This window comes from Gracilimonas sp. BCB1 (assembly GCF_040117685.2).
Lineage (GTDB): Bacteria > Bacteroidota > Rhodothermia > Balneolales > Balneolaceae > Gracilimonas.
On the sequence record NZ_JBEDYP020000014.1, the window covers coordinates 34755 to 56480 of the forward strand.

The 21726-nt window shown below is 44.9% G+C and carries 19 protein-coding genes and 1 riboswitch; of the genes, 3 read left to right on the top strand and 16 right to left on the bottom strand.

Annotation, left to right across the window (positions count from 1 at the left end):
* Positions 1 to 21: 21 nt before the first annotated feature.
* From murD to mutS, 15 genes are all read right to left on the bottom strand, one after another.
* Positions 22 to 1377, bottom strand: coding sequence for a UDP-N-acetylmuramoyl-L-alanine--D-glutamate ligase (murD, locus tag ABFW99_RS10905; protein WP_349354051.1), 1356 nt, complete (start codon positions 1375 to 1377; stop codon positions 22 to 24).
* Positions 1374 to 2510, bottom strand: a complete 1137-nt coding sequence (gene mraY, locus ABFW99_RS10910) for a phospho-N-acetylmuramoyl-pentapeptide-transferase (RefSeq protein WP_349354052.1) — start codon at positions 2508 to 2510, stop codon at positions 1374 to 1376. Before mraY ends, murD begins: the two co-directional genes overlap by 4 nt.
* Positions 2510 to 3970: a UDP-N-acetylmuramoyl-L-alanyl-D-glutamate--2,6-diaminopimelate ligase gene (locus ABFW99_RS10915; RefSeq protein ID WP_349354053.1), complete on the bottom strand. Its 1461-nt coding sequence runs from the start codon at positions 3968 to 3970 to the stop codon at positions 2510 to 2512. The genes mraY and ABFW99_RS10915 overlap by 1 nt, the downstream gene beginning before the upstream one ends.
* Positions 3971 to 6142 (bottom strand): penicillin-binding transpeptidase domain-containing protein, encoded by a 2172-nt coding sequence (locus ABFW99_RS10920; RefSeq protein ID WP_349354054.1) that lies wholly within the window; start codon positions 6140 to 6142, stop codon positions 3971 to 3973. It lies immediately after the preceding gene.
* A 4-nt stretch (positions 6143 to 6146) separates the two neighbouring features.
* Positions 6147 to 6557: a hypothetical protein gene (locus tag ABFW99_RS10925; protein ID WP_349354055.1), complete on the bottom strand. Its 411-nt coding sequence runs from the start codon at positions 6555 to 6557 to the stop codon at positions 6147 to 6149.
* On the bottom strand, positions 6554 to 7492 hold the full coding sequence (rsmH, locus tag ABFW99_RS10930) for a 16S rRNA (cytosine(1402)-N(4))-methyltransferase RsmH (RefSeq protein WP_349354232.1): 939 nt from the start codon (positions 7490 to 7492) through the stop codon (positions 6554 to 6556). The genes ABFW99_RS10925 and rsmH overlap by 4 nt, the downstream gene beginning before the upstream one ends.
* Complete coding sequence (gene mraZ, locus ABFW99_RS10935) at positions 7482 to 7949, bottom strand: division/cell wall cluster transcriptional repressor MraZ (RefSeq protein ID WP_349354056.1); 468 nt, start codon at positions 7947 to 7949, stop codon at positions 7482 to 7484. Before mraZ ends, rsmH begins: the two co-directional genes overlap by 11 nt.
* Positions 7950 to 8297: 348 nt before the next feature.
* Positions 8298 to 8480 carry a hypothetical protein gene (locus ABFW99_RS10940; RefSeq protein ID WP_440707509.1) on the bottom strand — a complete coding sequence of 61 codons (183 nt, stop codon included), beginning with the start codon at positions 8478 to 8480 and terminating at the stop codon, positions 8298 to 8300.
* The gene (locus ABFW99_RS10945) at positions 8461 to 9387 is read right to left on the bottom strand and encodes a carboxypeptidase-like regulatory domain-containing protein (protein WP_349354057.1); all 927 of its coding nucleotides are present in this window, start codon (positions 9385 to 9387) and stop codon (positions 8461 to 8463) included. Before ABFW99_RS10945 ends, ABFW99_RS10940 begins: the two co-directional genes overlap by 20 nt.
* Before the next feature lie 91 nt (positions 9388 to 9478).
* Positions 9479 to 10615: a DmpA family aminopeptidase gene (locus tag ABFW99_RS10950; protein ID WP_349354058.1), complete on the bottom strand. Its 1137-nt coding sequence runs from the start codon at positions 10613 to 10615 to the stop codon at positions 9479 to 9481.
* Positions 10616 to 10675: 60 nt separating this feature from the next.
* The gene (locus ABFW99_RS10955; protein ID WP_349354059.1) at positions 10676 to 11782 is read right to left on the bottom strand and encodes a hypothetical protein; all 1107 of its coding nucleotides are present in this window, start codon (positions 11780 to 11782) and stop codon (positions 10676 to 10678) included.
* Entirely contained in the window at positions 11779 to 12825 is a 1047-nt protein-coding gene (gene metX / locus ABFW99_RS10960) for a homoserine O-acetyltransferase MetX (RefSeq protein ID WP_349354060.1), read from the bottom strand. Before metX ends, ABFW99_RS10955 begins: the two co-directional genes overlap by 4 nt.
* Before the next feature lie 104 nt (positions 12826 to 12929).
* On the bottom strand, positions 12930 to 14258 hold the full coding sequence (locus ABFW99_RS10965) for an O-acetylhomoserine aminocarboxypropyltransferase/cysteine synthase family protein (RefSeq protein WP_349354061.1): 1329 nt from the start codon (positions 14256 to 14258) through the stop codon (positions 12930 to 12932).
* A gap of 149 nt (positions 14259 to 14407) precedes the next feature.
* A riboswitch (SAM riboswitch) is annotated at positions 14408 to 14543 on the bottom strand.
* Between the two features lie 405 nt (positions 14544 to 14948).
* Entirely contained in the window at positions 14949 to 15830 is an 882-nt protein-coding gene (era, locus tag ABFW99_RS10970; RefSeq protein WP_349354062.1) for a GTPase Era, read from the bottom strand.
* Positions 15831 to 15920: 90 nt separating this feature from the next.
* Complete coding sequence (mutS, locus tag ABFW99_RS10975; protein WP_349354063.1) at positions 15921 to 18590, bottom strand: DNA mismatch repair protein MutS; 2670 nt, start codon at positions 18588 to 18590, stop codon at positions 15921 to 15923.
* Between the two features lie 152 nt (positions 18591 to 18742).
* Between mutS and ABFW99_RS10980 the strand changes: the two genes are divergently transcribed.
* Together ABFW99_RS10980 and ABFW99_RS10985 are read left to right on the top strand one after the other, a co-directional pair.
* A complete protein-coding gene (locus tag ABFW99_RS10980; RefSeq protein WP_349354064.1) occupies positions 18743 to 19651 on the top strand; it encodes a YihY/virulence factor BrkB family protein in 909 nt (302 codons plus the stop codon).
* Complete coding sequence (locus ABFW99_RS10985; protein ID WP_349354065.1) at positions 19651 to 20250, top strand: DNA-3-methyladenine glycosylase; 600 nt, start codon at positions 19651 to 19653, stop codon at positions 20248 to 20250. Before ABFW99_RS10980 ends, ABFW99_RS10985 begins: the two co-directional genes overlap by 1 nt.
* A gap of 54 nt (positions 20251 to 20304) precedes the next feature.
* Here the strand turns inward: ABFW99_RS10985 and ABFW99_RS10990 are convergent, their stop codons facing one another.
* Positions 20305 to 20820 (bottom strand): DUF4168 domain-containing protein, encoded by a 516-nt coding sequence (locus ABFW99_RS10990; RefSeq protein ID WP_349354066.1) that lies wholly within the window; start codon positions 20818 to 20820, stop codon positions 20305 to 20307.
* Between the two features lie 263 nt (positions 20821 to 21083).
* Between ABFW99_RS10990 and ABFW99_RS10995 the strand changes: the two genes are divergently transcribed.
* Positions 21084 to 21707, top strand: coding sequence for a YceI family protein (locus ABFW99_RS10995; protein WP_349354067.1), 624 nt, complete (start codon positions 21084 to 21086; stop codon positions 21705 to 21707).
* Positions 21708 to 21726 lie beyond the last annotated feature (19 nt).

Below are 21726 nucleotides of genomic sequence, written 5' to 3' on the forward strand. Positions count from 1 at the left end.
TCACTATGCACTCTGCTTCTTTCACAATTTGTTTACTTCTTCTTTGAAAATTTTGCCGCGGTGTTCGTAGCTGTCAAACATATCAAAAGAGGCGCAGGCTGGGCTTAAAAGTACAACTTCACCTCGCTTGGCTACTTTTTTTGCAGCCCTTACGGCTCCGCCCATCGTTTCTACCCGAACAAAGTTGGGAGCTACTTTCCCCAGTTGCTCTTCCACCCGGTCTTTGGATTCACCAATTGCGATAATGGTGTGAACTTTCTCTCGAATCTGTGCTTCCAGTTCGCTGTAATCATTTCCTTTGTCACGCCCCCCCAAAACCAGTGTAACCGGTACGTGAAAACTGTCTAAAGCAAACCAAACCGCATTTACATTGGTCGCCTTACTGTCGTTGATATATTTCACGCCTTCAACCTCTCGAGCCAGTTCAAGCCGGTGCTCAACACCGGTGAAGCTTTTCAGGCTCTCGCGGATGGCCTCATTCTTGATCTCAGCCGCACGGGCTGCCAATGCGGTGGCAAGTCCATTACTTAGATTGTGCTTGCCACGTAGTCCTATTTCTTCTACTGACATAAGGGATTCTTCTTTATTGTTGAATTTGAAGATGATATGATTGTCGCGAACAAAGGCTCCTTCTGGCACTTCCCGTTTGTTGGAAAACGCCCATAATTGTGGAGCCGATTGCTTTTGCTTTAACTGTTCAACATGCTTTTGGATGATGGGGTCATCATAATTAAAGATGAACCGGTCATCGGCCGTCTGATTTTCCGTAATCCTGAACTTCGCTGCTGCATACGCTTCAAGGCTATGCTGGTAGCGGTTCAGGTGATCCGGAGTGATGTTCAAAATCATACTCACTGCCGGTTTAAAATCTTTGATGTGATCGAGCTGAAAGCTGCTCACTTCCAGCAGGAAATCACCTTTATTCTTATCAATCTCATCGGAAAAGGCCACGCCGATGTTTCCGGCCAGGGCATGTGGCCGCTTGGCGGTTTTCCATACATGATCTAACCAATTGGCTACCGTGGTTTTCCCGTTGCTTCCCGTTACTGCAATTACATTCTGATCAGTAAACCAGCTGGCTGCTTCAATTTCGGAGAACACCTCTTTTTCTTCATTCAGATAATACTGTATAATCGGGGATTCTGTGGGTACTCCCGGGCTCACAACCACAAACTCAGCTTGTTTGGCTTTATCTGTATGGCCGTTCTCTTCAAAAGGAATACCGGCAGCTTCTAATTTTTCACTGGCTTCGTCAGAGATTTTCCCATAATCAGACACAAAAATATCCGCTCCCTTTTTATGAAGGAGGAGAGCAGCTGCTATACCACTACGGGCAGCGCCAATCACAACGATATGTCGATCCTTAACTTTTCTCATCGGATTTTGAGTGTTAACAGGCTTAGAATTCCCAGCAGAACCGTAATGATCCAGAAACGAACCACAATTTTCTGTTCAGGCCATCCTTTCTTTTCATAGTGATGATGGATGGGCGTCATCAGGAAAACACGCCGGCCTTCTCCATATTTTCTTTTGGTGTACTTAAACCAGGTGGTTTGAATGATGACCGAAAGCGTTTCAATAAAAAAGATTCCGCAAATGAAGGGGAGAAGAAGTTCCTTATGCAGCATCAATGCCACAGCTCCAAATGCGCCACCCAGTGCGAGTGAACCGGTATCTCCCATAAAAACCGAAGCCGGGTTTGTGTTGTACCACAAGAATCCAATACAAGCTCCGATCAGGGACGCTGCAAAAATGGTGAGTTCACCGGCTCCGGGCAGATACATAATATCGAGGAAGCCGGAAAAATCGACCCGGCCGGATACATAAGCAAAGATGGCAAACACAATTCCGCAAATGGCGGAGGTTCCCGCAGCCAGGCCATCCAAACCGTCTGTTAAATTGGTGGCGTTACTTACGGCTGTTATCACAAAAACAGCTACGCCCAAATAAATCATCCAGCCTAAGGTTTCACCGAAGTAGGCGTAGTCAATATTTACATTCTTCAGGAATGGAACGGTTGAAAGGGAATTAAAAGTCTCGAAATCGGGATGGAAGTACAGTACGGCTCCTACAACAAGCCCGACAAATACCTGTCCGGCTATTTTAAACCACCCGGCCAGTCCGCTTTTATCTTTTTTGACCACTTTGATGTAATCATCGATAAATCCTACGATTCCCAAAGCCAGTACAACGAATACAATCAACCAGCTGTAGATGCTTTCCATCTTCATCCATAATAAAGCCGGGATTACAATCGCCAGGATAATGATTACACCACCCATAGTTGGTGTTTCGCCTTTGGCGAGGTGGCTGTCGAGCCCAATGTCATCCCGAATTACTTCGCGAAGCTGCAGGTGACTGAGCCAGTGAATGATTTTCTTTCCGATAAACAGACTGATCAATAAAGAAGTAACGGCAGCCAGTGCTGTTCGTGTTGAAATAAAAGCTACAGCTCCGGTTCCCGGAACGTCGTAGGTAGCATCAAGCCAGGTAAAGAGTTCGTGCAGCATCAGTTTCCTCCCCCGGCTTTTTGAGTTAATGCTTCCCGGGCGATTTCACAGTCATCAAAGTGATGACGCTCACCATCTACTTCCTGATAATCCTCATGGCCTTTACCGGCAATCAGGATAATTTCATGTTCAGAAGCATCTGCGATCGCCTGTTGAATCGCTTCTTTTCGATCGGTAATACTCTTTACGTTACCCAGTTCTTCAAATCCGTCCAGAATATCTGCAATGATTAAGTCGGGATTTTCTGTGCGGGGATTGTCGCTGGTTACGATAATCTTGTCGGCAAAGGCAGCTGCTGCTTTGGCCATCTTCGGGCGCTTGCTCGAGTCACGATCTCCGCCGGCACCGAAAACAACCGTCAGCGTTTGGTCGGCTTCTTTTACCGAAGCAAGAGTAGAGCAAACATTTTCGAGGGCATCGGGCGTGTGGGCGTAATCCACAATTACCTTGGGGAGAAGTTCTCCTTCAACGGTTACAGGCTCCATACGTCCGGCTGCACCCTTGGCGTTACTCAGTGCTGCAGCTATTTCTTTGGCATCCAGCCCAAGTGCGCGGCAAATTAGGAATGCTTCGCCCACATTATAGGCATTGAAAGTTCCGATAAGCGGACTTTCAATTTTCTCGCCGTTTACGACAATTGTAATTCCATCCGAAGAATTCTTCAGGATATGGGATGAATCTTTATCAAAGCTGAGTAATGATTTTCCTGCTTTGCAATTTTTCAGCATAAACTCGCCCTGCACATCATCCGCATTAATTACAGCTGTTGATGACTCGGGAAGATTGTCGAATAAAATCTTTTTCGCCTTCGCGTATTCACCCAGCGTCTCATGGTAATCAAGGTGATCCTGGCTCAGGTTCGTGAAAGCAGCTACTTCAAAATCAATTCCGGCCACCCGGTCCTGATCTAATGCATGGGATGAAACTTCCATAACCAGGTATTCAGACCCGGCTTCTACCATGGTCTTCATGTCGTTGGCCAGTTCAATAGGATCGGAAGTGGTAAGCTTGCTGTCGAGTACTTCTTCAAGAATTCTCTTGCTTACCGTTCCTAATAAAGAGGCTTTTTCACCACAGGCACATAAAACCTGATAAACCAGGGTTGCGGTAGTCGTCTTTCCATTAGTTCCTGTTATGCCGATCACTTTGAGCTGCTTAGCCGGATTCCCGGCAAAAGCCTGACCAATAGGTCCGGCCAGTTTCTGTGTGTTTTCAACTTCAATCACACATACATCGGCATCCGTGTAATAAGATTCCTCACAGATAATGACTTTGGCACCACGGCCGATGGCATCTTCCAAAAACATATGCCCGTCAACCTGTGTGCCTCTAATTGCGATAAAGACAGAACCTTTCTGTACATCACGGGAATTGATGGCGAATGTAGTTATCTCACCATCAAAATCTTTGTTTGTGACGTGCAGAGGATTACAAATTTCTATGAGCTTATCTATCGTCAATTATCGCTTTTTTATTTGAGTGAGTAATTCCAGTGATTTCGCTTTACCGCGAATCGTCACGTTGTATCCTTTTCTAAGGAGTTCACCCTTTTTGGGATACTGTGCAAATACAGTTCCTGAACCAATGATCTCGGTTTCGAGCCCAAGCTCGGTAAGCAGGTTGGTAGCCTGACGCATATTCATGCCAATCAGGTCGGGAATCTCAGCATATCCGTCTTTTACTTTTGCACTGTCAATAGCTGTATAAGTTTCCGACAGTGTTAAAGAAATTTCTTTCCCAATGTTAATTTGAGTGCCTGCTTCAGGAGTTTGATTCGTGATATACCCGGCTTTTCCATTTACCTCATAAGGGATGTTCAACCCGGCAAGTAACTCAATAGCTTGTTTTTTCTTAAGTCCTTTCAAAAACGGAACCTGTACAAACTCCGGATTTTGCTCTTCACCGACTTTCATATTCTGCTGGATGTTATTATCGAGTCCGGCAATTCGCTTGGCCACATTTTGGAAAATGGGTGCGGCGGTAAACCCTCCATAACCACTGGTTCGGGGTTCATCCAGAAGAATCAGGCATACATACTGCGGGTCGTCAACAGGGAAGAATCCCACAAATGAGCCCCGGTAATTATTGGTGTAGCGGCCGTTAACCACCTTTTTGGCGGTTCCTGTTTTTCCGGCAATCCGAAGGCCTTTTACCTGGGCAAGGTCGCCGGTTCCTGAGTCGGCCACAACGCTTTCAAAAATCGGATAAAGCTTCTCTAAGGTAGATTCTTTGGCAATTTGGCGGATTTCCTCCGATTCATGGGCAGTAACAACCTCACCGTTCTTATCTTCGATTCGCTCTACCAGGTAAGGGCGCATCATTTTTCCGTTGTTCGCAAAAGCAGCATAAGCCTGAGCTATCTGCAGAGGAGTGGTTTGGATTTCATATCCGTGCGACATCCAGGGCAGCGTCACCAAACTCCATTCATAAGGTTTTGCCAGCCTTCCTTCCACTTCACCAATCAGGTCGATGTTGGTACTTGATCCAAAGCCCATGTTACGGGCATATTGGTAAAATACCTCCTTATCCATTCGCATGGCTATTTCAGCGGTAGCCACGTTTGATGACTTTTGAATAACTTCTTCAAAAGTAAGATCACCCAGAGGGTCATGGTCGCGCAATACAAGATCATGGATTACCACTTCACCGTCATCAGGCGTCTCAAAAACTTCATTGAAATCAACTACGCCCTGTTCTACAGCCGCAATGGCTGTAACCAGTTTGAATGTGGAGCCGGGCTCAATCATATCAGAAATAGCGAAATTCCTGCGATTTTCTTCGTCGTTACTTCCCGGGTAGTTAGGGTCAAAAGTAGGGTAGTTCGCCAATGCTTTAATAGCCCCGGTTTTAGGATCCAGGATGATGCCCGTTCCGTAATTAGCCAGATGCTTATCCACACCGGCTTTAAGCTCATCTTCCAAAATGGCCTGAAGGTAAGCATCAATGGTGGTATGCAGTGAATATCCGTTGCGGGGAAGTTTTTTAGGAGCTCCTACATATTCGAAAATACGGTTAAAAGGATCGCGACGTACCTGACGTACACCGTCTTCTCCTTTTAATTCTTCATTATAATAGGCTTCCAGTCCAATTCGGCCATTGGTCTCATGATTTACAAATCCTAAGGTGTGAGCCGCAAGCGTTCCGAAAGTATATTTACGCCGGTAGTTTTCTTCCAGAATTACACCATCAATATCCAACGCTTTAATCTGATCTTTTGCTAAAACCGACAGGTTGGTTTCAAGAACGATATACCGGGAGCGGGCAGGCGCTGAATTTATTTTTGTTCGGTAATAAGAAGCATTTTTCCTGGTTAAAGCAGATAGTTTGGTAATCAGTTTATCAACCTGTTCTTTAGGTACTCCGGCTTTCCCGTTTACCGTTACTTTAGGATCAAAAGCCAGCTTGTAATCTACGGCGTTGGTCGCAAGCAGAGTGCCGTTGGCATCATAGATATTGCCGCGTTGAGCGGGAATAGGGATCTGGTCCACAGCTTGCTTGCTCCAGAGTTCACGTAACTCATCACCTTCCACATAGTTTATGCGAATAAGCTGAAATCCTAAAGCGCATGGGATGAGGAGTATCAACCCAAGAATGATAAACATTCGGCTTAATATGGCAGTGCGTTCATCCATCCGTCTAATCCTCTTTTATGATGATGACTTTATCTGCCGGGCCGCCGTTTACGAATCCTTGTTCTTCGGCTTTACGGTATATCTCGGCCGGACCGATCATGCGGTCGTACCGAAGTTTGAGCTCATCGTACTGAGCCCGTGCCCGATTGTATTCCGCCTCCAGCGTCTGAACTTCATCTAACAGCCGCTGGGTTGAGAATACATGGGTAAGATATAGCAAACCCAGTGCCCCGATGATGATACTTCCTACAATCACCTTCCAGGGTTTGACCTTGGGGAGGCCAATTTTGGAGTTCGCTTTTGCAGTATGCTTTGTCCGACTTTGTTTTGGGGAGGAAGTTTTGTTGTCGGGCAGAGATACTTTACGAAGGTTGGGACGAATGTCATGCTTTTTAAGTGGGGATTGCACGATCATGAGTCGCCTCCTTCAGTCTTCTCGGCGATCCGAAGTTTAGCGCTTCGGGAAGCCGGATTTACGGAAACCTCTTCTTTATTGGGGGTAATAACCTGCTTATTAACAGGCTTTATGGGGGATATCGGGTTTCCATAAAAGTCTTTTTCCACTTTACCTTCGAAGTTGCCGGCTTTAAAAAAGCGTTTTACAATGCGGTCTTCGAGAGAGTGGTACGAAATAGCTACAATACGTCCGCCGGGCTTCAACACGTCCAGCGCTTCTTCCATCACCCGCTTAAGCATATCAAGCTCGCGGTTCACCTCAATGCGGATACCCTGAAATACGCGGGCCAGTGATTTCACTTCAAAACGTTTGTTTACAACGGATGAAACCACATCACGAAGCTCACCGGTTGTTTCGATCGGGCGTTTTTCGATAATAGCCCGGGCTATTTGCCGGCTTTGTTTTTCTTCACCATAATGGAAGATGACATCGCGCAGCTTTTCGTATTCATATTCATTGACCACCTGGTAAGCAGAAACACCGGAAAGATTTCCCATTCGCATATCGAGCGGGCCGTCTTCCTGAAAACTGAATCCTCGTTCTGCTTCTTTAATCTGGTGGGTTGAAACTCCTAAATCCAAAAGGATTCCGGCTACCTGTCCGTGGGTTTGGGGAGGTAGAAGGGTGGACAGGTAGCCAAAATTGCCTTTTATGGGGGTAAAACGAGGGTCATCGCCAATATTGGATGAAGCAGCTTCCAGTGCCTCATCGTCCTGGTCGATGCCGTATAGCCGTCCGTTTTCACCAAGATGTTTTAAAATTTCTTTGGAATGGCCACCACCGCCAAGTGTACCATCTATATATAGGCCATCCTTGTCGGTGATAAGTCCTTCCACCGATTCATTAAGTAAAACCGGGATATGTTGGTGATATGTCGTCATCTCAGGCACCATCGGTTTCCGGTTCATCTCCCATCACTTGTTCAAAAATCTCTTCAAACGCACCGTCATCCAGTGCTTCATCAACCTCGGCCAGTTTCTCCGGATCCCATACCTCTATATATTCACCCATTCCGAGAAATACAGCCTTCCCGTTTATTTCTGCATACTCTGTAAGGTCGGAGGGAAGGGCGATCCGGTTTTGCTTATCAAGAGATACGTCTTCTGCATAGCGCAGGAAGTTTCGTTTAGCCAGGCGGCCTTTTTTTGTGAAGTTATTAATGCGCGACAGTTTTTCTTCCACGTTCGACCACTCATCTTCGGGATATAAATAAAGACAAGGTTCCTGTCCGCGGACAATAGTGAAGCGTTCTTGTGCGGCGGGGCTTAAAGATTTGCGTAACTTGGCAGGGAAGGCTACGCGGCCTTTGGCATCTATACTATGCTCGTATTGTCCTTTAAAACTTGGCACGATATCCCTGCGTGTTTTAGATTGCTTAAATTAGATCAAAAGGAGAGCAGTCCCCACTATCTCCCACTTCACCCCACAATGTACCCTAAAGTACCACTTTGTGTCAAGAGCTTTCCCTCAGAAAGTTAAATCAGTGCCTGTGTGGGTTTTTTGACTATTGAAGCAACTTTTTTAAAAGCCGAACATATCTTGTATATATATGAGCTGAATACGTTCTTTGCCGGGTTGAAGACTATTCAGTGCGGAAAATGAAAGGGAATTTCAGTGGTGTGGGAGAGCGTGGAAGACTACTTGTGGGATAGCTTTTCTGGCAGAATTTTTTGAGCTAAAACTGACCCGAAAACGATACTACTTATAGTATTCTATAGGTAAAAGATTTGCGATCAGGTGCGAGGCCCAAACTCCGTCGAGGCGTAATGACTTTGGGTTTTTCAGTTTCCCGTCTTCGGTTACTATAAAAACACCAACCTCGGTAATGGGAGTAATCCGGGATCGTTCTCTCTGGTGGAAGTTATTGTTTCTTATCCCCATATAAAACGTCAACAGGGTCCTGAAGGCGAAATACTTTTACACCCTGCTCATTCTCCATGTTTTCATCCGGGGAAGTTATAATAAACTCTTTAATGCTAAAGGGGTCATAGCTCCCCATATAAACGACTTCAAAGTCATTAGTCCTCAATTCGTCGTTGTATAAACTGATGAGAAAATGCTCGAAGGATCCTCTGTAAGCACGTTCGCGGTTTCTGTTCCAGGTATTGGTTGCGGACCTTCTTTCCTCCGTCATTTCCTTAAAGCTGGAATAGTAGGTGTACGAGCTGGTTTCTCCGTTTTGGTGCAGAGTGAAATTGACCAGATCTATTTCAACCTCATATCCAAGAGCACCATTCTTGACAATAAGTGGCTGTGAAGCGGTAGCCACAAGATTATCACTCTTGTCGATTTCAAAACTTATAGCCCAGGGATTCTCAATGGATGTTTGCTGAGCCAGGTTATCATCACCTATAAAATATCGTCTGAACTTCCCGAAGTTATTCAGCCACTCTTTATTTGATGTAGATACATTTATCTGGTCCAAATCAAATTGATTCGGTTCCATTTCAATAACAAAAAACAACGGAGTATTTTCAGCTTCAAGATCAATGGTTCTGGCATTTGTTCTAAATCCTAAAAAACTGACAACCAGGGTTTTTTCTCCACTAATTTTTGTGGAGAAGGTGAATTCTCCATTGCTATCGGTAGTTGTGCCTACTTTGGTTTGTGAAATATAAACATGAGCGGATGCCATAGGTGAGCCATTCTCTTTATCTAATACCCGCCCCTGTATTGTGATTGACTGTGAAGGCTGCCCGTTGGCTTGAAGAATCGGAAACGCCACAAATAAAATAACCGCGGACAGGATAACACAGTTGAATATATTTTTCTTGAAAAAGCCAGGCATTTCAAAAGGTTTATATAAAAAGTAAACGATAGAATGTACTTTAAGCCATTGCTTAAAACAATGATTACCTATAAATACATCAGAACGTATGTCATGGTTCCAGCAGGTTATACTTTTCCATGATCTCCAAAACCTGCGGTATGGGAAGTGCCTGTTGGATATGGCCGCGGTCTCCTGTTACCGTGGTCGCCTTAAACAGAGAGTTCAGGATGGCTTCTTCAGTTGCCTCAACAGCTGCAAGAAAAAGAGGGGTGGTGGCCGCATTCTTAAGTTCCTTGTAGTTTTGGGTGGGGCCGGTCTCTCCGGTTTCTATTCGGACACCCTCATTAGTTGAAAAGGCAATCACGTAATCCCCGCTGCCATTAGAGGCAAAACCACCCACGCGGGATATCCCAAGGAATGCTCGCTTAGCCAGCCGCTCCAGGTTTCTTGAAAGGAGTGGGGCATCGGTAGCAACGATGATCATTACTGAACCATCGACATCATAAGGTACCTGTCCCGACAAGTAATGATTTTCAAGTTCTTCCCCCACCGGAGCACCATTAATGGTTAATACCCCTCCAAAGTTTGACTGAACCAATACACCCACCGTATATCCGCCAAATTTTGAAGGCAGCTGACGGGATGAGGTTCCAATTCCTCCTTTAAAACCGAGTGCAGAAGTCCCGGTTCCGGCACCCACGCTTCCCTCTTCAACCGGGCCGGGTTGTGCATTCTCAATAGCTTCAAAAACATCATTAATGGTTACGTGCCTCCCGCGGATATCATTCAGCCAGCCATCATTGGTTTCACCCACCACAGGATTAACCGAGCGCACATTTTCATTGCCAGGCTGTCGCAATATATAATCTGTTATACCATTAGCCACCGTATGAATACTCAGCGTATTGGTAAGTCCGACGGGAGTTTCGATCTCGCCCAATTCCCGGATTTGTGTAAAGCCTAATGCTTTTCCGAATCCATTGCCTACGTAAACAGCTGCAGGAACCCGGCTTCTGAACAGGTCTCCATCATGAGGCAAAATCATGGTCACCCCGGTTCGGATATTATCACCCTCCATAATCGTTTTGTGTCCAACCTGCACACCTTCAACATCAGTGATGGCATTTAATGGTCCCGGTGTTAAAATTCCGGGTTTAATGCCAAGATCACGAGGAAGTTGGCGTTCCTGGGAGAAGGAATTGTTTGCTGATAACAAAAAAACAAGGACTAGAATCAAAAATTTCATAGGTAGAAACTGTTAGGTTTCACCTACTATAAGTCAGATCTGATTGGAAGTCAAAATGAATTAGTCTAAAATAACCTCAGCAATATCGATAATATCTCCTAAAACACCGGCAGCGGTTACTTCCCGTCCGGCCCCGGGACCCTGCACAATAATGGGAGAAGAATTATATCGCTTGGTGTAAATCTGAATGAGATTATCCGTTCCCTTCAATCCGCCAAGAGGGGAATCTCCCTTAACTTCCTCTATTCCAACATTGATGCCTTCAGGTGTAAAAGTACCTATATATCGCAGCTTTTGGTTATTGACCATAGCTTGTGCATTCCGGCTTTTCCAGTGACCATCATATTCAGGAAGTTGATCCAGAAACTCTTCCGCTGACAGAGAAATCAGCTTTTCAGGTACAAGGGTGTCAACACGGATTTGGTCCCGTTCAAACTTATAACCGCTTGTGCGCGCCAGGATCAGGAATTTGCGGGCCACGTCCTCACCGGAAAGGTCATCACGCGGGTCCGGTTCGGAATAACCTCCTTCCTTAGCTTTTTTTACAGCCTCACTGAATGGAACACCGTTCTGTAATTGAGTGAACAGGTAAGTCATGGTTCCGGAAGCGACCCCGGTGATTTTCGTGATTTCATCTCCACTGTTCAGCAAAGTTTTGAGGGTGCTGATCACAGGAAGTCCGGCACCTACAGCAGTTTCGTACCGGTATTGTGCCCGACCCGAGTTGTTCGCTTTAATCAGCCCGTCAAAATAATCCTGCCCGAATGAATTGGCTCGCTTACTGGGCGTAGCAATGTGCACTCCGTGATCCAGTAGATTTTGGTATTGTCGGGCAACAATTTCGCTTCCAGTAGCATCAACAAAAACCAGATTTCCCTTGCTGTTGTTTATTAGTTTATCAGGGATTGTATCCCAGTCGGTAGGGGTTCCCTCAGTCAGCCGGTTTTCATTTAGTAACTGATCAACATCAGGATTCCATTGAGTGAATTTGCTGTTGCAAACTCCGATTATATTCAGCTCATAAAGTGAGTGATCCAACTGGCTGACGAGTTGGGTTAGTGTACCTCCAACTGCGCCTGTACCTGCGATAAAAAGGTTTATGTGTTTTCTTTTTACTGAAAGTTCTTGATGAGAGTCGATAGATGATTTCTTGAGTGTGAGCGTCATGATTGTACTTCGTTGAGTGAGTGATAAAATGAATATAGTTCCGTGTTCAATTGGTTAAATTCGATCAGGAAGGCATCGTGACCATAAGGAGACTTCAGTTCTGCAAGACGGCTGTTGGGGAGCAATTCTGCAAGCTCTTGCTGCTCTTTAAACGGATACAGCAAGTCGCTTTCAAAGCCCACAACCAGTACCGGTTTATGCAGGTTACCCAGAACCTCTTCAAATCTCCCCCGACCTCTGGATACATCGTGAGAGTCCATCGCTTTAGTAAGGGTGATGTAAGAATTCGCATCAAACCGCCCGGCCAGTTTTTCTCCCTGATAATTAAGGTACGACTCAACCTGATACAGTTTTTTCTCCGGATGGATCTCCCGCCCAAACTTTTGAGTATAGTTGCCGGGTGTACGGTAGGTGATCATCGCCATGGCTCGGGCGGCGGCAAGTCCTTTAGTGGGCGGACTCTTGGGATCATAAAATCCGTTATTCCAGTTTTCATCAGCATAAATGGCAAGACGTTGCGCCTCGCTAATCCCGATAGCCCAGGGGGAATGAGCTTTTCCCATTGCAAATAAGGCCGCTGCTTCCACCCGATCGTCGATGATAGCGAATTCCAGCGCTGTCATTCCTCCCAGAGATCCGCCAATTACAAGCTCAATTCCCTGAATTCCCAATTCATCAAGTAATAATTGTTGAAAGCCAACAATATCACGGATGGTGATGTCGGGAAAATTCGTTTGCCAGGGTTCATTGGTTTCAGGGTTGATGGAGGCCGGGCCGGTAGAGCCATAGCAACTGCCCGGGATATTTATGCACAGAATGAATTGCTTTTCCGGATCAAGAATGCCCCCTTCAGCAAATAATCCGCTAAACCATTCATCAGCTGCAGCATGGCCGGTGAGGGCGTGACATATTAGGATTACATTATCCCTGCTCTTATTAAGAGTGCCCCAACTTTTCCAGGCAATATCTACTTTACTAAATGTGTAACCTGACTCTGTTGTCCAGCTTTTATTAAGGGTCGTAATTTTGATGTTCTTGTTCATATTTGTTCAGCCGGTCAAATCTTTTGAATGGCTTTTCCGGATTAATTATAGTTTAAAAGCAGGCCCGGATTTCCACCGAACCTGCAAAGGAGTACTAATCGTGGTTACACGGCCACTTTAATTTTTGCGAATGCTTTCTCGAAGTCTTCGATGATATCATCGATGTGCTCGATTCCTACCGATACACGAATTAAATCGCCTTTCACACCGCTCGACTGCTGCTCCGTTTCCGTGAGCTGCTGATGAGTGGTTGAGGCAGGATGGATAACCAGGGTTTTGGCATCACCCACATTGGCAAGATGACTGGACAGCTGTACGTTTTCGATGAATTCTCGCGCAGCATCATACCCGCCTTTTACACCAAAGGTGAATACCGAACCGAAGTGACCTTCTTTCAGATATTTTTTTGCGCGCTCGTGATAATCATGCTCGGGCAGGCCGGTAAAGCTGATCCACTCAACGGCGTCATGATCTTTAAGCCAGTGGGCCAATTTCAGAGCATTTTCGTTGTGTCTTTCAACCCGTAAAGACAGTGTTTCCAGTCCCTGCAAAAGCAGAAAACTGTTAAACGGAGATTGGGCTGGGCCAAAATCGCGAAGTCCTTCAACCCGGGCACGAATGGCAAAAGCGATGTTGCCAAAAGGGCCGTCTTCACCGAATACTTCCCAGAAATTAAGTCCGTGATAGGAAGGAGAGGGTTCACTGAATGCGGGGAATTTTCCATTGCCCCAGTTGAAGTTTCCACCGTCTACAATCACCCCGCCGATGGAAGTCCCGTGTCCGCCAATCCACTTGGTAGCTGATGCGGTTACCACATTAGCTCCGTGTTTAAGAGGCTGAACGAGGGCTCCGCCCGCGCCGAATGTATTATCTACCACAAGTGGGATATTATTTTCTTTGGCCAGGGCCGAAAGTCCCTCAAAATCGGCTACGTTACCGCGCGGATTCCCAATGGACTCCACGTACATGGCTTTTGTGTTTTCATCGATATGTTTAGCGTATGCTTCGATAGAATCTTTTTCCGCAAAACGAACATCGATCCCTAATCTGGGCAGGGCTACTTTGAACTGGTTATAGGTTCCGCCATACAGGTTTTGGGTTGAAACGATGTTATCGCCCGCCTGAGCCAGATTGGAAATAGCCAGAAACTGGGCAGCCTGTCCTGAGGCTGTTGCCAATGCGGCCACTCCACCTTCGAGGGCAGCCACCCGGTTTTCAAAAACATCATTGGTAGGGTTCATGATTCGGGTATAGATATTTCCGAATTCACGGAGGGCAAATAGGTTGGCAGCGTGCTCGGTATTATCAAAATTATACGAAGTGGTTTGATAAATCGGCACGGCTCTTGATCCGGTTGTGGGATCGGGTTCTTGGCCTGCGTGCAGCTGCAGAGTTTCAAATTTGTAGTCGCGTTTTTCTTTGTTGTTGCTCATGATATATTGGTTTTAAGCGAGTGTGTTATTTGTTGATGTATTTAGCTTTTAAGATTTTGCATCTCTCTGATGAGACTTCTTAAAACGAAAAAAGCCTCTTTCAGAGATGAATCCGAAAGAGGCTTTATGTCAAAACCAATATCTGTTCGAACTCATCTTTTCCCTCACATAAATTTTATGTGACAGACAGGACGTAGCACCTTTTCCCCGACAAATAAAATTATTAGTCGGGGACGGTTGCCAAGGCTTCAAAGGACCTGATCCCTCCACCTTTCTTAATGAGAATGCAACGGTTGTAAAAGAACGATTAAAATAGATTCCAACAAAAAAGCCCTTTTGAGTTGCATTCAAAAGGGCTTGTGTAAATTATTTTACGTATATCTCAGCCCTTATGTCTGCGCCATGCACATACACATGCAACACATCATTGCACAAGAGCTGATAATATTTTGTCGGAAAAATTTCATTGCACTAATGTTAAGAGTAGAATTCGGAAGGCGCAAATTATTTTTTTGATGGAACACAGACGACACGGATTGAACAGATGTTCACTGATCGTAAATGTATGGGTGTAATTAATTTAAAATCATTATAAAATTTCTGATATGAGAAGACTTTACATCAAAATCTCAATGTGAAAATAAAAGAAGTCATTTAGAAATTTGTCGCATCTGCGATATCCGAGTTCCATTAATACCCCAAATTACGAACCCAGCCTTCTTTCTCTCTCCACTTTTCTCTGACTTTCACATGAAGCTCCAAATACACCTGTTTCCCAATAAATTCCTCAACCGATTTCCGGGCTTCAATACCCAACTCTTTGATGGCAGATCCGCCTTTACCGATTAGCATTCCTTTTTGGGATTTTTGGTTTACAATGATGTCGGCATGGATACGGTCAATGTCCACATCGGCATCATATGAAACTACTTCAACGGTACAGGAATAGGGGATTTCCTGGTGAAATTGAAGGAAAATCTGTTCCCGAATCAGCTCTGAAACAAAGAAACGTACGGGGTGCTCGCTCAGGTCTTCTTTGGGATAGAAAGGAGGGCCGGGCAGTAAACATCCCCGAATATCTTCCATCAATTCTTGTACGCCGGTTCCGGCAGTTGCTGAGATATAATGTGTGGAACGAACCTTCAGCTTCTCTTGAATTTGCTCGGCCGATTTGTGGGCTTTTTCATTATTTGCGGCATCCATTTTGTTGACAACCAAGAATACCGGTTTGTTGATGGACTTTATAAGTTCAATTACATCATCCGTGGGGTGCTTATCCATCGGGTCATGGATAAAGAGGATTACATCAGCATCACTGCGTGCACGCTCTACGGTTTTCATCATCGCTTTTTGAAGCTCATATCTTGGTGAGATTACACCCGGCGTATCCAGAAAAACGATCTGCGTATTCTCATCCGAAAATATACCCACAATCTGATGACGGGTTGTCTGGGCCTTATGCGTAGTGATGGAAATCTTGGCTCCCAGAATATAATTCATCAGGGTGGATTTACCGGCATTCGGTTTCCCGATGATGGCTACATATCCGGATTTGTGGGATTTTTCTTCCATTTTTTCATGTATTAATGTGTTGACGTGCTAACGTGTTAAAGTGTGTGTTTAGAGTTAAACACGTAAACACTTTAACACGGTAACACATTCTCAGTCAACCAGTCGTTTTAATTCAGTAATCAGCATAAGAGCCTCAATGGGCGTCATTCGATTTGGATCCGTGGCTTCAAGCTTGTTCAGTACGGTTTCAATTCGGGGATCCACATGCGTCTGGAACATTGTCATCTGTGAAGTTTCGGGCTGTTTTTCTACTTTCTCAGAGAGATTCTTGGCCGCTTCTTTTTTGGAGGAAGCTTCGTTCTCAATGGTCCCGTTTTTGTTGGTAATATCAAGACTATGGCTTTCCAGGTTTTTCAGGATTTCTTTGGCCCGTTCAATCACAACCTGCGGAAGACCGGCCATATCAGCTACCTGAATTCCATAACTGTGATCGGCGCCACCCGGAATGAGTTTTCTCAAAAATACCACCTTCCCGTCGTGCTCTTTTACCTGAACGTTGAAATTCTTGGTACGCTCATACATTTGTTCCAGTTCATTCAGCTCATGGTAGTGAGTGGCAAATAAAGTCTTTGCAGCAACCGGCGCGTGGTTATGAAGATATTCAGCCAGCGACCAGGCAATACTCAACCCATCAAAAGTGGAAGTTCCCCGGCCGACCTCATCCAGCAGAATTAGTGAACGGGGGGTAGCATTGTTCAGAATGTTGGCCGCTTCGTTCATTTCTACCAGGAACGTACTTTCCCCGGCAGCCAGGTTATCTGAAGCACCCACACGGGTAAAAATTTTATCGACCAGACCGATTTTGGCTTCTTTAGCAGGCACAAAACTCCCCACCTGAGCCAGTAACACGATGAGTCCGGTTTGGCGAAGAATGATACTTTTACCGGCCATGTTGGGTCCGGTGATAATTAGAATTTGCTGTTCATCGTTATCCAGCTTGATGTCGTTGGGGATAAACGGCTCACCCATAGGCAGCGACTTTTCAACCACCGGATGCCGTCCTTTTTTGATATCAATTTCTTCATGATCACCCACTTCCGGTTTGGCATAATTATTCCGGAAAGCGATTTCAGCAAAACCCTGCAAACAATCCAGCTCGGCAATGGCGTGAGAAACCTGCTGGATGTCGTCAGCAAACTCCGCTACGTACAACCTCAGTTCTTCGAACAATTCATATTCCAGCGTTTTGCTTCGCTCTTCTGCCGATAACACTTTCTCTTCAACTTCCTTCAGCTCGGGGGTGATGTATCGCTCGGAATTCACCAGTGTTTGCTTACGGATAAAGCTCTCAGGCACTTTGTCTTTATGCGTGTTGGTTACTTCAATGTAGTAGCCAAATACTTTGTTATAGCCGATTTTGAGGGAGGGAATATTATGCTCTTTAGCAAGATCATCTTTGATCTGGGCTATATATTTCTTTCCGTTTTTGGCAATATCGCGGAGTTCATCAAGCTCATCATTAAACCCGTCTTCAATCATACCACCATCTCGTACACTGGCCGGAGGGTCATCTTTCAGGGCCTTATTAATCCGTTCCTGAACTTCAATCAGCAATTTTAACCGGCTCGAAATATTTTCTAATAATGGGTCTTCAATATTCGAAAATTGAGACTTCAGTCTCGGAATCTGTGCAAGAGAAAGCTTCAATTGCACCACATCGCGTGCGTTGGTGCGGCCCACCGCAATCCGGGAAATAAGCCGCTCCATGTCGCCAACCTGCTCAAGTTCTTCACGAAGGGTTTGCCGGACATCAGTATTCTTGTATAGCTTTTCAACGGCATCAAGTCGCTGCTGAACGGGCTTCAGTCTTTTTAACGGACGCATAATCCACCGGCGCAGCAAACGCCCGCCCATAGCCGTGCAGGTGTCATCAAGTATGGAAATAAGGGTGCCATCGGTTCCACCTTCCTGAATGCTGGCGGTAAGCTCCAGGTTCCGTTTGGTGGCGGCGTCAAGGCTCATAAATTCACTGCTTTCATACGCGTACAGCCGGCGCAGATGACGCAAATAAGCTTTTTGTGTTTCCTGCATGTAATGCATCAGCGAGCCGGCGGCAACATGGGCCACTTTCAGATTCTCAACCCCAAAACCCTTCAGGGAATGGGTCTCAAAATGCTCGGTGAGGAGGTTGTATCCATAATCCCCGTCATATACCCAATCCTCGATATAGCTGATGTTATGATGGGTGAGCTTTTCATCCAGCTTATTCTTCCTTTTTTGCTGAACCAGAATCTCAGAAGGCTGGATGGCGGCAAGCAGGCTGTCCAGGTTCTTTTCATCCACATGACTCAAAGCAAATTCACCGGTCGAGATATCAGAAAAAGCAACACCGACGGTTGAACCATCCCAGTGGAGGGAAGCTATATAATTATTTCGCTTGTGATCCAGCAGCTTTTCCGACATGGTAACGCCGGGGGTGGTAATCTCGGTAACTTCCCGTTCTACAATTTTACGCCCGGCTTTTTTGGCGTCTTCCGGATCTTCGGTCTGATCGCAGACGGCTACTTTGTATCCTTTTTTAACGAGCTTGGGCAGGTAATTATCCAGTGCATGGTAGGGGAAGCCGGCGAGGGGAGTTTGGTCGCCACCATTATTTCGTTTGGTGAGGGTTATCCCCAATTCTTTACTTACCAGCTGTGCATCATCGGCAAAAGTCTCATAAAAATCCCCAACCCGAAATAACAGTATAGTACCGGGATGTTCGTCTTTAATCTGAAAATACTGCCGCATCAGCGGAGTCTGCTTTTTCTTAGCACTCATGCGCTCGAAATACCTGTTTTTATGCTGATAGATTGCTGATTTAAGGTGTGGAACTTACCAATGTATTACCTGAAAAACTATGCGTGAAATGTTTGTTTGGAATTAACTCAGCATCCTGCGAATTTTACCCTTCATCAAATTGTATACATCTTGTGGAGAAACACAAAGAATTTTGGAAGCGGGTTTTAAAGCTGGCAGGTAAGAAAGACATCTTTTTCAATGCCTCCGCCATCACCTTTAATTTATTTATTTGTGCCATTCCTTTCGTCCTCATCCTGATTTCTATCATCGGGTATGTACTTTCGGTGGATGAGGCCTTTAACGAAATTGTACGATACGGCCGGGAGTTTTTCCCAAGCTTCACCTACGAAACGCAGAATAATGATGTGTTTCAGGGAGCGGTAACCATAGAATCGCTGCTGCGACCATTGGTGGGGGCCCGCCAGATTTTCGGTATCATCGGTATCATTGTGCTGATGTTTTTTACCCAGGGATTACTGCACAGCCTCAAACATGTTCTCTTTGATACCTTCGACATTAAAGAGCGGAAACATCCTATTATGGATGTGATTTACAACTTCTTTGGCTTTAGTTTGATTGGAACCGTATTTCTGTTTTTCAGTCTAGCCATTTCCACGATTTCTCTTTTTAACCTCAGCCGTATCCAAATACCCTTTACCGATATGGTGATTGAGCTTCCCTGGATTTACGACTTCCTGAATATCGTACTCCCCATTATTCTGGCTTTCATGATTTTGTATGTGGTGTTTCGGTTTGTGAGCGAACGCAAGATTAAACCCAAAGTGGCACTAATGGCGGCTTTGACTTATACCTTGTTGTTCGAAATCGCAAAATTCGGATTAAGCGCCTACCTGGAATATGCCTTTTCAACGTACCGGTACTTTTATCAGGGATACACCATTCTTATTCTTTTAGGCGTTTGGACGTTCTATACGGCTCTGTTGTTTGTGATCAGTGCCATTATGGCGAGAGCCTACAAGGATGTGTTTTTAGGAAACCGGCCCGCCATCGAAGAAAATCCATACACAGCTATTTCCTGATGTCTTCAAAATTGCCCAGATCTTTTTACCAGCGTGATGAGGTGGTGCAAATCAGCAAGGAATTGATCGGGAAAGTGATCTGCACGAATTTTGATGGAGTACAAACGGCCGGAGTTATTGTAGAGACCGAGGCTTATAACGGACGAACAGATCGGGCCTGCCATGCTTACCCGGATGTTCGAACATCCCGCACAGAAACCATTTATGGACCTCCGGGCTATGCTTATGTGTATTTATGCTATGGAATTCATCACCTGTTTAATGTAGTGACGAATAGGGAAGGCCTGGCTGACGCCATTCTTATTCGGGCTATTCAACCTATTGAAGGTGAAGAAATAATGGTTAAGCGTAGAGGGAAGAATAAACTTCAACCTGTAATTACGAATGGTCCGGGTAAATTGTCTCAGGCAATGGGAATTACTACTTCAAATAATGAGTGTGATCTTCTTGGGGATATAATTTGGATTGAAGATCGGGGAATTGAATTCGCGGAGAAGGAGATAGAGGCGAGCCCAAGAATAGGGGTGGATTATGCCGGTGAAGATGCCAAGCTACCGTGGCGATTTACGGTAAAAGGATCAAGATGGATCAGCAAATAAAAAACCCGATGCAAGTACACCGGGTTTTAAAATCAAAGTAAATAGCGGAGTCGATTAACCGTCACTTCCACTTTCCTGAGCAGATTCACTCTTAATCTCTTCAAACCGTTTGGCCACTTCAGGGTGTGCCTGAATAGCTTGTGCAATTTGCTGAAATTTCTGAGGAGACAGTCCTTCATCCTGAATAGCAGTCATATAACCCTGCTGAACTTTCATGGTTATTTCCTGTAGTTTAGGCTGAACTTTCTGAAGGGTTTGTTTTTCATCTTCAGTTACATTTACTTGTCCGGCCATTTGTGGATTTTGCTGAGCCATCATAATCTGCTGAAAACGACTGTACTCCATCTCCTCTTCTGCAATAACTTCTCTCATCTGCATGTCAGCCTCTTTCTGCAAACCTTGAACAGCTTCAGATACATTAACAACCATTTCAAGTTGTTCATCAGTAACTTCTTCAGGGCTTAAAGGTTCAGGTTGAGGCGGCATTTGCTGTTGTTGAGCGAAAGCAGTAGCTGTGCTAAGAACTGCACCCAAAATTATAACAAATGAATAACGCACTAATTTTTTCATAAAAGGTATTTTGTTTAAGTATTGAATTATTAATGAATAACTAACGGTAACTATTCTACTAATGCAAACCATTGGCCGAAATAAATGTTCTCCGTTCTCCATGTTTTTACACCTTCTAACATTAGCCGGGGGAGTAAAGCAGGCTATTCCTTTTATAACAGGGATCGAGGCTTAATAATGATTTAACATTAAAGGAAATTATTTCCCATTTGGCTGTGTTGAGGGATTAGCACAAATCTAAAATCAATAACTATTACTCAACCATGAGAACATTAAATAAAATAACGTCCGTATTAGCATTAACTATCTTTGCGCTTTCGTCTTTGGCATTAACAAAATATGCAGCCACCAGCTGGAGCATAGACAAAGCCCACAGTGCAGTAAATTTTGAAGTAACTCACTTCTTTACACCGGTAAATGGTGAATTCAATAATTACGAAGCCACCGTTAACTTCGATCCAAATAATCTTGAAGAAAGCATGATCGATGTTAAGATTATGGTGAACAGCATCGATACAGACAACGAGAGAAGAGACGGTCACTTGAAGACAGCAGATTTTTTCAACGCAGAAAAATGGCCACACATTACATTTAAAAGCTCTGATATTGAGAAAACCGGAGACAACAAGTTTGTAGCAAACGGTACGCTCACGATTAAAGATGTATCCAAGGAAATTGCACTGCCATTTACTTTGCTGGGTATGAAAGATAATCCGATGAAAGAAAATACTATTGTAGCCGGAATTACATCCTCAATAACCGTAAACCGAACAGATTATAAAGTAGGAACCGGCGATTGGGCCTCTGATGCGGTAATCGGTGATGAAGTAACTGTTGACCTTAACCTTGAGCTAAACAGCAAAAAAGGAAACAGTTCCACAAAATAAATTAAGAAATACCGGATAT

What these genes read in the sequence shown, in the direction of transcription:
- murD (WP_349354051.1), bottom strand. Translation starts at nt 1,377, where the DNA reads ATGAGAAAAGTTAAGGATCGACATATCGTTGTGATTGGCGCTGCCCGT.
- mraY (WP_349354052.1), bottom strand. Translation starts at nt 2,510, where the DNA reads ATGCTGCACGAACTCTTTACCTGGCTTGATGCTACCTACGACGTTCCG.
- ABFW99_RS10920 (WP_349354054.1), bottom strand. Translation starts at nt 6,142, where the DNA reads ATGGATGAACGCACTGCCATATTAAGCCGAATGTTTATCATTCTTGGG.
- ABFW99_RS10925 (WP_349354055.1), bottom strand. Translation starts at nt 6,557, where the DNA reads ATGATCGTGCAATCCCCACTTAAAAAGCATGACATTCGTCCCAACCTT.
- rsmH (WP_349354232.1), bottom strand. Translation starts at nt 7,492, where the DNA reads ATGGTGCCTGAGATGACGACATATCACCAACATATCCCGGTTTTACTT.
- ABFW99_RS10940 (WP_440707509.1), bottom strand. Translation starts at nt 8,480, where the DNA reads ATGGGGATAAGAAACAATAACTTCCACCAGAGAGAACGATCCCGGATT.
- ABFW99_RS10945 (WP_349354057.1), bottom strand. Translation starts at nt 9,387, where the DNA reads ATGCCTGGCTTTTTCAAGAAAAATATATTCAACTGTGTTATCCTGTCC.
- ABFW99_RS10950 (WP_349354058.1), bottom strand. Translation starts at nt 10,615, where the DNA reads ATGAAATTTTTGATTCTAGTCCTTGTTTTTTTGTTATCAGCAAACAAT.
- ABFW99_RS10955 (WP_349354059.1), bottom strand. Translation starts at nt 11,782, where the DNA reads ATGACGCTCACACTCAAGAAATCATCTATCGACTCTCATCAAGAACTT.
- metX (WP_349354060.1), bottom strand. Translation starts at nt 12,825, where the DNA reads ATGAACAAGAACATCAAAATTACGACCCTTAATAAAAGCTGGACAACA.
- ABFW99_RS10965 (WP_349354061.1), bottom strand. Translation starts at nt 14,258, where the DNA reads ATGAGCAACAACAAAGAAAAACGCGACTACAAATTTGAAACTCTGCAG.
- era (WP_349354062.1), bottom strand. Translation starts at nt 15,830, where the DNA reads ATGGAAGAAAAATCCCACAAATCCGGATATGTAGCCATCATCGGGAAA.
- mutS (WP_349354063.1), bottom strand. Translation starts at nt 18,590, where the DNA reads ATGAGTGCTAAGAAAAAGCAGACTCCGCTGATGCGGCAGTATTTTCAG.
- ABFW99_RS10985 (WP_349354065.1), top strand. Translation starts at nt 19,651, where the DNA reads ATGTCTTCAAAATTGCCCAGATCTTTTTACCAGCGTGATGAGGTGGTG.
- ABFW99_RS10990 (WP_349354066.1), bottom strand. Translation starts at nt 20,820, where the DNA reads ATGAAAAAATTAGTGCGTTATTCATTTGTTATAATTTTGGGTGCAGTT.
- ABFW99_RS10995 (WP_349354067.1), top strand. Translation starts at nt 21,084, where the DNA reads ATGAGAACATTAAATAAAATAACGTCCGTATTAGCATTAACTATCTTT.